Raw genomic sequence first — 13,604 nt, forward strand, 5'->3', positions numbered from 1 at the left:
CCGTCAGGTTGCTGTTCAGCGCCACGGCGTTGTTCAGCATCACCGACTGGGTGGCGCCCAGGCTGGATGCGCCGGACACGGTCAGCGCGCCGCCACCCAGTGACGCATTGTTGCCGACCAGCAGGGTCCCGCCGCCGAGCGTGGTGCCGCCGCCGTAGGTGTTGGCGTTGGACAGCACCAGGGTGCCGGCGCCATCTTTGTTGAGCACGGAACTGGCGTTGCCCTGCAGCGCCCCACTCAGGGTCAGGTTGCCGGTGCCACCAAAATTCACTGTGCCGGTGAGGTTGATGGTGTTGCTCAGGGTCGCGGTGGCGCCGGAGTCGATCCGGGTGCCGGTTGCGGCGCTGACGGCGCCGGTGCCCAGGGCCTGGCTGCTGCCGATGACGAGCGAGCCGGCGTTGAGGGCGGTGCCACCGCTGTAGGTATTGGTGCCGTCCAGGCGCAGGACACCCGTGCCACTCTTGGTCAGACCGGCATTGCTCCCCCCCGAGATCACGCCCGACAGGGTGAACGGCGTGGTGAAGTTGCTGACGGTCAGGCCGTTGCGACCCGTGCCGATGTTGAGGCCCATCACGATGTTGTTGGCGATGCTGATCGAGGACGAGGAGCTATTGAGGGTGCCGCCATTGGCGTAGATCGTACCGCTACCGGCGAAGGCCCCGTTGTTGATCAGCAGCACGCCGCCATCGAGGGTGGCCTGGGTGGAGGCACCGCTCAACAATGCGCCTTGCAGTGTCCAGGTTCCACTGTCGACCACCAGGTTGCTGAAATTGATGTACTTCGTCGAATCGATGATGCCGGTGCCGACGTTGGTGCCGCTGCCACCGCTCATGTCGTTTTGCAGCCTGAGCGTGTTGTTGCCACCGGCACCGCCATCGACGATGCCGGTAGGCGCAAAGTTCAGCCCGCCCATGCCGACGACGATCAACTCCCCGGCGCTGGCCCCGCTGGCGCTGACCGACGAGCCGGTGACCGCGGTGAACGTGTTGGTGCCGCCGGCGCCCATCGACACACTGCCGATCACCGTGCCGCCGTTGACGAAGATATTGCCCGCAAGCGAGGACTCGAAGCCGACCCGCCCGATGACGCTGCCGGAGTTGAGGAAGATCACCCGGCCACCGCCGTAGATCGCGACCACCGGCCGGTTGGCCGCGTTTTCGCTGGCACCGATGGCCAGGGTCGTGGAAATCAGGCCGTAGTTATCGATGATGGTACGGCCCGAGAGCCCGTTGTTGATGTCCAGCGCCACGCCGGTGAAATCAATCAGCGACCCGTTGATGTCGCCGGAAACACCGCGGATCACGCTGCCGGCGGCGTTGGTGATCGACAGGTTGGAGAAAACGGGGCTTACGAGTTTCAGCGCGGTGGAGGAGAACGCGGACGAGCCAATGGAGGGGTCGATGGAGCCGCCGTTGTACAGGGAAGTACTGGTACCCGTCACGGTAAACGCCGGTTTGCTCGGATCGGACGTCGTCACGACCCCGCCGGACATGAGGGTGATCACCAGATTGCTGGCCGCCAGGTCAAGGTTCGTGTTGACACCGGAACAGTCCACCGCCGATCCATTGGTCGGCGTCGCCGGTGTGCACGCGGCGTAGATCGGGTCGGACACGGCGAACGCGCCGAACATGGCCATGCTGACGGCCAGCGACAAGCGGGTACGGGCGGTGCGCGGTACTGCGGTTTTACGTCTGTCCACAACGACTCCTATGTGGATCAGGCGACTCATCCCTGACAGCGCAGCAACGCTGCGCGAGTAATTGACGGGCCCGACCTTGGCAAGATGAAGGATTTTTTATTGGTGGCACTTTAACAGCTCCCACTCAATAGAAAAATTTGCGCACAAGGTTATTGAGGGAAACTGCGCTGGCAAGCCCCCACAGGTTCATCGGTGCACGCAAATCCCTGCGGGAGTCGGCTTGCCGGCGATGCGCCGCAAGGCGGCGCTCGATCTGACGGACGCTGAAGACTGTCGGCTGGCCTCAGTCCGCCAACAACCCAAGCTTCCTGGCAAACGGCTGCGCCGCGATGGTCTGGCGTTGATACTGGCTGGCGTCTTCATGGGTGGCGAGCCACAGCATCACCGCCGCCGGCACCTCTGGCGGCGCACTGCCGGCGCGCAGGGCGATCACACCTTTTTCGCCGATGGTGGCTTTCAGCGCGTCGGTGGTCACCACCCCGGGATTGACGGTGTAGGCGCGGACGCCGGCGTCACCCAATTCCACCGCAACGATCCCCGACAACCGTGAAACCGCCGCCTTGCCCGCGCCATAGGCATAGCCCCAGCCGCCCTTCCCGGCCGCTACCGGCGGGTCGCTTTCGCCGGCGCCGGAGGTGACGTTGATCACCACGCCGTCGCCCTGCTCCGCCATCACCTGGGCCACCGCGCGGGTCAGCAGGAACGGGGTGAGGATGTAGCCCTTGAACATCCGCTCCAGCGTTTCCGGCTGCAACGCCATGAAGCCGGCATTGAGGTCGCTGCCCTGGTAGATGGCGTTGTTGATCAGCACGTCGATGCGGCCGTACTCGGCCAGCACCGCGCGGCAAGCGGCCAGTGCCGAGTCACTGTCGAGCAGGTCCATCGGCACCACCAGCGCCTTGCGGCCCAGGGCGCGGATAGCGTCGGCGGTGCCGTTGAGGCTGCCCGGCAGTGGCGCGCCACTGGCATCGCGCAGGGCATGCGGGTGCTGCTCGCCTTCGTCGAGGGTGCGGGCGCTGATCGCCAGGTCGAAGCCGGCCCGGGCGAACGCCAGCGCCGCCGCGCGACCGATGCCGCGGCTGGCACCGGTGATGAATGCAACCTTGTTCATGTGTTTTCCTCAGACCCGCTGCGGCCGGACCATGGCGTCCATGCCGCCGTCGATGTACATCACGCTGCCGTGGATGAAGCCCGCTTGTTGCGACTGCAGGAAGGCGATCAGCGCGGCGATTTCCTCGGGGTGACCGTTGCGCCCCAGCGGCGCGACAAATGCGCGTACCGCCTGGCCGAAGCGCGGGTCATTGCGCGAAGCATCGTGCAGCGGGGTTTCCACCGCGCCGGGCGCGACCACGTTGAGGCGGATGCCCTTGGCCCCCCAGGCCGCCGCGAGGCGTCGGGCGTGGTGGGTGATCGCATATTTGGAACAGGCGTAGGCCACTTGGGGTTCGCCCAGGGTGTTGGCGATATCCAGCGCCCGGGCTTCGTCGTTGTCGAGCATGGCCAGGGTCATCGGCTCCTGCTCGGCGCCGGGACGAATCGCCGCCACCGAGCCGATGACCAGCGCCGCCGGATGGCTGCCCTTGGCCAGGGCGTCTTCGAGGCCGCCGAGCAACTGGCTGACGCCGAAATGGTTGATCGCCACGATCAATCCGCAGGACGGCGCGGTGACCCCGACGCCGGCGCAGCAGACCAGGCCGTCGAGGACGCCGTCACTGAGGTCGAGGACCTGGGCGATGGCCGCGTCGCGGCCTTCGCGGGTGGACAGGTCGGCAATGACCTCGGCGTTGCCGCGGTCGATACCGATGACGCGGTGGCCGGCGGCGCGCAGGGCAGCGGCAACGGCGGCGCCGATGCCGGAGGCGCTGCCGGTGATGGCGGTAGTGGGCATTGGAAACTCCGTGAATTGGGCGTTGTTGGGGGGGGCGCTTCGCGAGCAAGCTCGCTCCTACAGGGATGTGTGGCGCTTTTGCTTTTTGTAGGAGCGAGCTTGCTCGCGAAGCGCCCCCCCAATAATCAGCAGCAACCCAGCCAGAAACATCGTCCGAGAAGACTAAAAACACACTGCAAACAAAAGCCCAGCGGGACGACGCTGGGCTTTTACTGTGGAACACCAAGGACAGCGGTTGCCCTTCTTATTCAGTCCTGTGCTCGCCTGAATCGATGTCTCTATCCAACATTTCTTTCAGATCTTTCAAGTCTTTCAGGCCTTTCAGACTGCGCCCCCCGCTTTTCACTTCTTCGCCTTGCAAGGCCACTTCTCTGCGTGTAACCGCTGCCTTCACCGTTTCCAATTCCTCGACCTCGGTGAGTTGGGAGACTTGCAGAACAATGTCATCTACGCCGGCCATATCGGTTCACCTCACAAGAAGGGGCGACAGGTTGCCTGCCCGCTGCCCCATTCTTCGCGTGCCGTGCAGGTTGCGCACCTGACAATACTGATAGTGTTTCAGACCGTTTTGGCGTAACGCTCATTCACTACACGCATGAGCCCCTCATGCCCGCCGTGCCAACGGCACCGCCAGTTGCGGCGGTGGCACCTTCAGCTTGCCGGGGGTCTTCAGCGGCATTTTCGGTTTGCCCAGCGCCACCACGCTGTTGAGCAGGATCCGCACCAGCTCGGTCTGCCGGCGCACGCCCGTCTTCGAGAAGATCGAGCGCAAGTGGGCGCGAGCGGTGTTGCGGCGGATGTTCAGTTCCTCGGCGGCCTCCTCCAGCGACAAGCCGTTAGCCAGCTCCATGGCCAGCGCCGTCTCGGCCTTGGTCAGGTTGAACAGTTGCTTGGTCACCAATTCGCTGGCCAGCGACTTGCTGGCGGCATCGCGGATGTACACCAGCGCCGCCGGCTTGCCCTTCTCTTCCGCCCAGTCCAGCGACGGAATCGATTCGACCACCAGGCCCAGGTTGACCTGCCCGGAAGGCCGGGTCACCGACATGGCCTCGGCGCTCTTCGGCGCATCCGGGGAGAACGCCGCGCGGATCAGCCGTTGCAGTTCGCGGTTGTCGCTGGGGTACGTCGCTTCCAGGCGCCCGCCCACCAGTTTCAGGCCGTCGGCCTGGGCCAGCAGGTCCTGGGCCACCGGGTTGACCCGCAGCACGCTGCCGCTCTCGTCCAGCACCAGGGTCGCCACCGACAGGCGGCTGATGGCCTGGGCGTAGAGGTCGCTGAGGGATTCGCTGCGGTCCAGCAGGTTGTGCACTTGCAAGGCCCGGCGCAGGTGCGGCAGGAACATCGCGCACAGGGCGCGATCATTGCGCGAGAACGCCGGCGCCTGTTTCGGCCGGGTGATCCGGAAGCGCAGCTTGCCGCCATCGGGGGTGGAGATGTCCGCGCCCATCACGTGGTAGACCCCTTGCGGGCCGCAGAACATCTTGAAATAGGCGCAGTGTTCCCACTCGGTGGACGACATCACGTCATCGACGGTGAACACATAGTCCAGTGGCTGGTTGGTAAAGGGCGTGTGGGTTTGCGGGTAGGTCATGTAGCTGACGTCGCCGGCGCCCTCGATGTCGCCGACGATGATCATCACGCCCATGTCCGGCTGGTCCGGCACGCGCAGGATCAGGGTCACGTAGTTGGCGTCGTAGAGGGTGCGGAAGCTGGTCAGGGCGCGGGCCATCAGTTTCGGGTCCATCGCGCCGTCATAGACTTCGCCGACCAGCCGGTCGTAGCCGGCCAGATCCAGACCGAGGCTGCTCAGGGCGTCTTGGGTCAAGACAGGATTCTCCACAGTCTTCTCCTCGCTCGGGTAAGGCGCGCTGGCCTTCCCTTGTTATTTTTATAATTTCGGCTCGGGGGCATTGCTGCCCCTTTGACAGTGCACATCTCGCAAGGCGAGGCCTTTCTGCCTTGTAGGACAAATCGGCCCGCGCCACAGTCTCCCTATCTCCCGCAGCGCCCACAATAGGGCGCCCGCTTATATTTTTGATTACCGGATATGTGGTGCCGCTGGCTGTTTCTTCAGACGGAATTCGCCCCGCACCACCTCCACCGATTGTGCCTCCCGGGCCACCAGCGGCCGCCCGCGATTGAACCAGGCGGCCAGGGCTGGCAGCAGGAAGATCGCCCCAAGCACGTTGACCAGGAACATGAACGACAGCAGCACGCCCATGTCGGCCTGGAACTTCAGCGGCGCGAAGGCCCAGGTGCAGACGCCGATGGACATGGTGAGGGCGGTGAACACCGCCGCCGTGCCGCGCTGGCACATGGCCTGGTAGAAGGCTTCGCGCAAGTCGGCGCCCGCGGACATCTCGTGCTGGATGCGCTCGTACAGGTAGATGCCGTAGTCCACGCCGACCCCGACGCCCAGGGCCATCACCGGCAGGGTCGCGACTTTCAGGCCGATGCCGAGCATGGCCATCAGCGCGTTGCAGAGGATCGCCACGATTGCCAGCGGCACCAGAATGCACAGCACCGCCCGCACCGACAGGAAGGTCAGCCAGCAGAACAGCGCCACCGAACCGAACAGCGCCGCCAGCATGATTACCTCGGCGCGCTTGACCGCTTCGTTGGAGGCCGCCATGACCCCGACATTGCCGCCGGCCAGGAGGAACTCCACCCGTGGCGTGGCCACCTCGGCGATGATCCGCTTCGCTTCGTTGACCGCATGGCTGACAGTGGCGCCTTCGTGGTCGGCGAGGAACACCAGGATCTGCATCTGCTGGCAACCATCGGTGACCAGCCCGTCGTCCGGCATGTAAGCGCGGGCCCCTTGGCTCAGGCCGCGAGACGAACCAGGAATCGCCGCCCAGCGCGGGTTGCCCTCGTTGTTGCCGGCGATCACCCGCTTGCCCATGCCGGCCACGCTCTGCACCGACTGCACGCCCTGCACCGCCCGCATGCGGAAGTCGAAGCCTTCCACCGCGCGCATCACTTCCGGGTTCAGGCAGCCTTCCTCGACACCGTGGGTCTGGACGAACACCGCCAGCACGTCCAGGCCGATCGAGTAGCTGCTGATGATGCGGGCGTTGTCCTGGTTGTAGCGCGAGTCGGCGCGCAACTCCGGCGCGCCGGCGCCGATATCGCCCACCGCCAGGTCGCGGGCCTTCCAGGCGCCGGCCGCGAGGAGCAACAGGCTCAGGCCGAACACCGCCAGCGCCGGGCCCGGCTCGGCCAGCGCCGACAGCCGCCACCACAGCCGATGACGCGCTTGCCGGCTGGCCTGCTCGCGGCTGAGCAGGCCGCGTTCCAGCGGCAGCCAGGAAATGATGATGGGCAACATCAGTTTGTTGGTGATGATCATCAGCATGACGCCGATGCAGGCGGTCACCCCCAGTTCGTGGACGATGGGAATGTCGATCAGCATGATCACGCCGAAGCCCAGGGCGTTCATCAGCAGCGCCAGCGAGCCGGGAATGAAAATCTTGCAGAACGCCGTGCGCGCCGCCTGCAATGAAGTGGCGCCGGCGACCACGTCCTGTTTCCAGGCGTTGGTCATCTGCACCGCGTGGGAGACGCCAATCGAGAAGATCAGGAACGGCACCAGGATCGACATCGGGTCGATGCCCAGGCCCAGCAGCGGCAGCAGGCCGAGCAGCCAGACCACCGGCAGCAGCGCCACCACCAGCGCCACCACGGTCAGGCGCAGAGAGCGGGAATACAACCACAGCAACAGGCCGGTGATGACGAAGGCGATGGCGAAGAAACCGATCACCGTGGTCAGGCCCTCCACCACGTCGCCCACCAGCTTGGCGAAGCCGACGACGTTGATCTCGATGGTGTCGCTGGCATATTTCTGGCGGATCTCTTCCAGGCTGTTGGCGACCTGGGTGTAGTCCACCGGTTTGCCGCTGCGCGGGTCGAGGTCCTGCAGGTCGGCGCGGACCATCGCCGATTTCAGGTCATTGGCGATCAACCGGCCGACCTGCCCGGACGCCGCGGCGTTGCTGCGCACCTGGGCGAGGTCGTCGGGGCTGCCGCTGAAGCGTGGCGGCACCACCACATCGCCGTAGAAGCCTTCTTCGGTGATCTCGATATAACGCACGTTGGCGGTGAACAACGACGTCACGCTGGGCCGGCTGACCCCGCTGATGAAGAACACATCGTCGGTGACCTTGCGCAGGGTTTCGAGGAACTCGGGGTTATAGATGTCGCCCTCGCCTTTCCAGCGGACGCTGACCAGCAACCGGTTGGCGCCGGTGAAGTACTGGCTGAACTTGAGGAAATTCACCATGTAGGCGTGGCGGACCGGGATCTGCTTGTTGAAACCGGGGTCCAGTTGCGTGTTCAGGGCGCTGTAGCCCAGCCCCAGGCTGAGCAGCACGAATAACGCCAGCAGCCCCTTGCGCCAGGCCATCAGCCAGTCCGCGACGAACTCGACGCTGTGCGTCACCCATTGCTTGACCTGATTCATTGTGCGTCTCTCATGCAAACCGCTCCCTGATCCGGTGTTCTTGTTTCAGGGGATAGTCAAGGCTGAGAGGGTTTGCGGCATCGTCCAAATGGCTTAATAACCGCTGAAACGAAAACCTCGTGGCTTGTCTGAGCGTCGACGGGCCACGGGGTTTTCGAACGGTGTGAATCAACAGCAACATCACGGCGGCAACGACCGCCTTCAGGCAAACGGGGTTTCTTCAAACGCACCACCCGCTTTGTGCGGCAACGACTGGAAGGGATCGGCAAAACGGGCATTGCCGGAAAGTGCTACATCATTGATTTCCTGGACTCCGCCCAGTTGTGTACTGACGAAGTTATCCCCCGTTACCGGTTCGACAGTTTGAATCATGCTCCAGAAATCAAGGGTGTTGTCCGTGATTTCCGCCACTTTATAAACGGTTGTGGGTGCGTTTTCAGCGAGCATTTTCAGATGGGTTGCCTGTGCGCGGTAGGAAACCGCGCGCGCGCCTTCGTACAAATAATGAGGAACTTTTGCCGCGCTGTACCAACGCTGAGCACCGGCCAACGCTGACTTGCCGAGCGCTGTTGCGTAGAGCGATATATAACGTGCGGCCATATTGAGTGAGCCCCTGCTCAATGTCTGGGCTAATTGAGCGATGGGTTTTGCAGCCCGGTAAACGCCATGCGCCACTATGCCCAATGCAGGCCCTGCCAGGCCCGCGCCTACTGACATCACTCCGAGGCCGAGGCCGATTTTCCCCAATACGTTGGACGTCTTCGGGTCGCTGTCTTTCAAAATGATCGAGGCCAACTCGAAATAGAAGGCGCCCATTGAGATACCCGTCACCGCCATTGAAAAGGCCAGCGAGGCACCGGATGTCAGTGGTGCCAACATCGCCCCCACCCCGGTGATCACAAGACCGAACTCCCGCGTCTCCATCCACGGTTTTTCACCATAGCGGCTGTATTGCATGACCACCTGGTGCCCATCGTAGTCATGGTTATTGACCGGGTCGGCATCGCAGTAACTGAAGCGGGAGAGCCCTCCTGCGTCAAACGGACTCCAGCTATCCGGTGACTGAAACCGCTGCAACTGCGGGTCATATAAACGGTAGCCGTTACCCAGATGGTAAAACCCCAGGCGATTGAGTGGCTCACCTTTGAAACCGAGCCAGGTCACGGACTTCGGCTCGGGTTTGCGATAGCCGTAAGGGGTATACGTGAAATAGGTAATGGCCTTGCTGGCGACATCGATACTGGCGAATACCGTACCTGCCGCATCGCGCAACTCGAAAGAACAACTGGACGACGCGGCGGCTGTACCGCTCGTTATCACCGCCTCTTGCAGGTAGCAACTCGGGCTGTCGTTTTGCAGCACAAGTGTGCGCTCGTTGAAACCATGGGTACTTTCATCGTCGCGCTGGACCACCGCATAAATCCGGTTGTTGCGGTAATGGTAGCGCTCACTCCATTTGCCTTGGTTGGCACCGCGAATCCGCCCGAGGTCGTCATACGCGAACACATAGGCTTCCTCGCCAGCGATAGTGCAGGTATCAACCTGTCCGTTGCGGTGATAAGCGAAGTTGCGGTCACCCTGCTGGAGGACAAAACCAAACAGGTCATATCGGGTTTCACCTTTATCCGACCCCGTCATCTCCTCAGGTTTTCGCCCATAGGTGTAGCCGATCGTGGTGGTTGCGACGGATGCGGGGCGAGTGGCTCCGGTATAGCAGTCGTCCAGGCGTGACCGGACGTTGCCCACGCAGCCATAAACGAAGGCCTGTTTGACACAGTGCTGGCCGTTGTCATTTACGACACCTGGGCCCGTGCAGGACCACGTTTGCAAGCGCTTGAGGCCGTCGTATTCATAACTGTCGGCGCATTTCTCCTTGCCTTTGACCTTCAAACTGCGTTTTTTAAGACGGCCGTCGCCCAACAAGGTGCGCTCAATGACATGGGGATCAACACCGTCACAGGCAAACGCGCGGCTGATCTCATGACCACTCGCGTCGTATGTGTAGGTGACGGTCATCGTGACGTTACTGTTCAGCGCCTTGATGGTCTCCTTTTCCAGGCGGCCGCTATCCGCGTATACCGAGGTTGTTTCGCAACGGTTGTTCTTCGAGGCGGTAATGCGCCCAAAGGCGTCATAGGCGTAGCGGGTGAGTCCGCCCTCCAACCCTTCGAACCCGAGCAGGCAGCCACGCAAGCTGAAGGTGCTGGTTGAAGCGCCGGTGCCTTTCGGCTCGACAATACGCTCGCTTCGCGTGAACCCGGTGCAAACGGTTTCGTAACCTGCCAGGGGAGATGGCGCGCCGCTATCTTCTACTCCGGCTTTTTCTTGCGGTGCGGTTTCTCCTGCAGCGTGGGTTCCTGTTTCAGACACGGGGGTTCCGTAGTCATCGATCAGGCATGTTTGCTCCCACACTTTCCGTGTAAAGCCACGGCCCAAGGCATCGTTCATCTGAACACCCAAGGCCGTGGCCTCCTCACCTTCGATCCGCGCACTCAGCCACTTCGAGTAACGGTCTCTCCAGGAGACGGAGGAGGTAAGCCCGTCTGTCGTGGTGGTGAGCAAGCGCCCGGTCGCATCATAGGTGTATGTCGTAGGGGCACCTATGCAGGGGGTGAGGGTTGTGAGCTGACCGTAGGCGTCGTAGCGGAAAGAGAGGCTGTCTTGTTCGGTCTCCTTGTTGTCCTTGTCCACGTTCAGGTACTTGATCGACGTCGGCTGCCCGGCAGCGTTGATGGCGCGAACAACCTTGAAACGCGTACCGCCCGGGACGCCGTAGGTTTCACTGCTAGTGCCTTGCGCATCCCGTTGGCGCTCAACCTGAAAACTGCCCTGTGTCAGGGTTTCACGACCCGCGGCAACGGTGAGCGTCTGGATTTTGCGGTCAAGTTCTTTGCCGTCGCTGCCCTTGAGCACCTGGGTGACCGTCTGGCTGCCGTCCGTGCCGACTTCACTCCAGCGCGTTTCGCGGGTCATGCAGTGTTTGTGGGCGCTGTCGTAGTCGTAGTCACACCGGCTGGCGACCGCACCGCCAGGGTGATAGGTGGTGGTACTGGTCGACAGCCATGCCTTGCCATCGGGGCTCAGCCAACTCTGACGCTCCCGGTTCAGCGTATCCCTGACCACCCGGGTTCGTACGCCAGTCCCGCCCTCGTGGGTTTCACATTGATACAGTCCGCCTTTGAGCACAGTCCACTCATGCAGCCGTTCCGTGGTTGTGCCGTCCGCTAACGTCACCTTCTGCGCCGTCAGCCTTCCCTGTTTGTCATATTCGTAAGACGTCTCGACGTTCTCGCCGTTTTTCGACCCATGCAAACGCCCGGTGTAAATGGAACTACGACAAGACGTGTGAATCTCTTTAATAGGCTCGGGCCGCGAGGAGTTGCATTGGGGCTGAACAACAATTTCGGTAAGGAATTCATCGTCGCCCCCGTCCGCGGCAGACTCAACTTTATAAGAAAAGGTGGTCGTAACCCCAGAACGTCCATCCTTTACCCCTTCAGGCGTGAGCCACTCCATTTCCTTTTGACTGACCAGGCCAAAGCCTGGCAAGTTACTGTCGGTTTGATACTTCAATGTTTCTCTACATATTGCGAATGGCGACTCGACAGCGTCCAACTTGAACCCTCGCGCATTTTGCTTGCTCTGAAAGTCCAGGCTTTTCTCCAGATCAGCCAGCGTTTTCTTGGCTTTTTCCCCGTCTTGTTTTTTCAGGCTATCCAGCAGTGCCTTGGCCGCCTCTTTGGCTACCGCCAACTGCAAAGCGGAAACATCGACTTCGGTGTAGTCCGGCCGTAGTACCGTCAATTTTATCTCCGGCACGACCATCACGCCCAAGGGGCCTTTATTCAGGGTTTTATAGCCATAAAAAGCCAGGCTCAACGCATACTTGTTTTCACCCTCTTTGCGATAGACCAGTTCAGACTCAACGTGCGTGCATCCGCCACTTTCATCACCTGGGTATTTGATATCCACAGGCAGGTTGAATGCATTCCGGGCATAGTCATTGGCCGCATGACTCATGCTGACGGTTGTTTCTATGCGAGTACCCCAGGTAAACCCGGATGAACCGAATGCGAGGGCTCCCCAACCGATCGGGTTCAAATAGTCGAGGGGCGCCAACAGGATGCCGAAGAAACTGGTGTTGCTGTAGCCGACTTTTTTCTCCGTCACGGTGTATTTTTTGTAGTTATTGAAATAGGTCCATTCAGTAACCGTGTCACCTTGTGCTCTGGACACCAGGTTACCGCTGGGGTCATATTCCAGCGTTACCTCATCGACCGTGACCCCATCAATTTTCTTGGTGGATTTCACCGTGGCCACGGCACGCTTATCGTCCACCTTGACCTCTTGCTCCTGAGTGACAGCCACGCCATTGGCAATGACCGTCTCCGACACCTGCCGGCCGTCCTTGTACTGGTATTCACGAGTGCAGAGCACAACAGCGTCTTCATCACCCTTTTTCAATTGGCGGCAGGTGATGGTCGTCTTGTCGGCCGTGTACTCATACGCTTCAACAAGAGGATCGACGCCCGCGCCAGGTGAAACTTTATATTCACTGACTTTATCGCCTGCGTAGGTCACGGACTCGGTATGGGTGGACGTGTCTAACCGCAGAGCGTCACCTTCCTTGGCCCCGGCAATCATGTGTTCCGTGATGATATCGATGCGGCTTAATTTATCGTCGACGAGAGTGCTCCGGTATATTTTCTTGCCCAGGATTCCGCACCCCGTGACCGTGACCTTGAACTCAACGCCCTCCGCCTTGAAGTCATCATGCGCCTCCAACTCATACCTCACTTGTTCATGGGTATCCGGAAACACGATGAGTCGTTTGAAAATCAAATTCTTCCCAAATTTATCGATATGCCGGCCATTTCGCGGTGCTGCTTCAGTTTTTAACAGGCATCGATCACCCGCATAAATTGAACGTAATCTGGACTCCGAATCAGAAAAAGAAGCCTCGTAAATATCGGTTTCCCAGTCTAGTTTTAATGTTTTTCCTGTAGGGGCAGAGTACGCCAACAACAGCCCACCACTGTTCGAATAAATGTGATGCTCCTTGCCACCGTCTTCATGACGCACGTGGATATCACAAAAATCACCATTCTCAGCGTAGTGAATGGGCCCGGCCGACAGTGTAAAATCACCAAAATCCTTCTCGCTCTTCTCACTAATACTCGTGGTAATCAAGCGCCCGTCACGAATGGGCAAGTCCAGTATATGCAGGACTTCATCATACCTGACACCGGATATCTCGCTTATAACACCAACAGGCAGGAGCGTAATGCTGGGAGATTCCAAGCTACAAAACAAACTCAAGTTTAACGGTACGCTCAGCCCTTCATCCGCATAAAGACCAGCAATGGGGATTGAAAATCTACCCTGACCAGTCTGTGGATTGATCGAGATATGTTTCTCGAAAAGATTCGGATTGGAAGACATGAACGGTGCTCCTGAAAGGAATGGCACTACGCCCCACCCATTCCACCACCGCCGCAAAAAGGCCACAACTGACAGAATTATCAGTTGTGGCCGTAAAAAAATCTGCTAGCGGC

7 protein-coding genes are annotated in these 13,604 nt (G+C 60.8%); all 7 read right to left on the reverse strand.

What is annotated here, in order from left to right; all coding sequences use genetic code 11:
• A partial coding sequence (locus CKW37_RS07100; RefSeq protein WP_177454404.1) for an autotransporter-associated beta strand repeat-containing protein occupies window positions 1-1,699 on the reverse strand: 1,699 nt, incomplete at its 3' end.
• 283 nt (window positions 1,700-1,982) lie between these two features.
• Window positions 1,983-2,810, reverse strand: coding sequence for an SDR family NAD(P)-dependent oxidoreductase (locus CKW37_RS07105; protein WP_095154980.1), 828 nt, complete (start codon window positions 2,808-2,810; stop codon window positions 1,983-1,985).
• A 9-nt stretch (window positions 2,811-2,819) separates the two neighbouring features.
• Complete coding sequence (locus CKW37_RS07110) at window positions 2,820-3,587, reverse strand: SDR family oxidoreductase (protein ID WP_095154981.1); 768 nt, start codon at window positions 3,585-3,587, stop codon at window positions 2,820-2,822.
• Between the two features lie 244 nt (window positions 3,588-3,831).
• Window positions 3,832-4,047, reverse strand: coding sequence for a hypothetical protein (locus CKW37_RS07115; protein WP_095154982.1), 216 nt, complete (start codon window positions 4,045-4,047; stop codon window positions 3,832-3,834).
• 144 nt (window positions 4,048-4,191) lie between these two features.
• Window positions 4,192-5,427 (reverse strand): helix-turn-helix transcriptional regulator, encoded by a 1,236-nt coding sequence (locus CKW37_RS07120; protein WP_095154983.1) that lies wholly within the window; start codon window positions 5,425-5,427, stop codon window positions 4,192-4,194.
• Between the two features lie 198 nt (window positions 5,428-5,625).
• Entirely contained in the window at window positions 5,626-8,049 is a 2,424-nt protein-coding gene (locus CKW37_RS07125; RefSeq protein WP_095154984.1) for an RND family transporter, read from the reverse strand.
• 201 nt (window positions 8,050-8,250) lie between these two features.
• Window positions 8,251-13,491 carry an RHS repeat-associated core domain-containing protein gene (locus CKW37_RS07130; RefSeq protein WP_095154985.1) on the reverse strand — a complete coding sequence of 1,747 codons (5,241 nt, stop codon included), beginning with the start codon at window positions 13,489-13,491 and terminating at the stop codon, window positions 8,251-8,253.
• Window positions 13,492-13,604: the final 113 nt, after the last annotated feature.

Source organism: Pseudomonas sp. Irchel 3E13 (assembly GCF_900187455.1).
Classification (GTDB): domain Bacteria; phylum Pseudomonadota; class Gammaproteobacteria; order Pseudomonadales; family Pseudomonadaceae; genus Aquipseudomonas.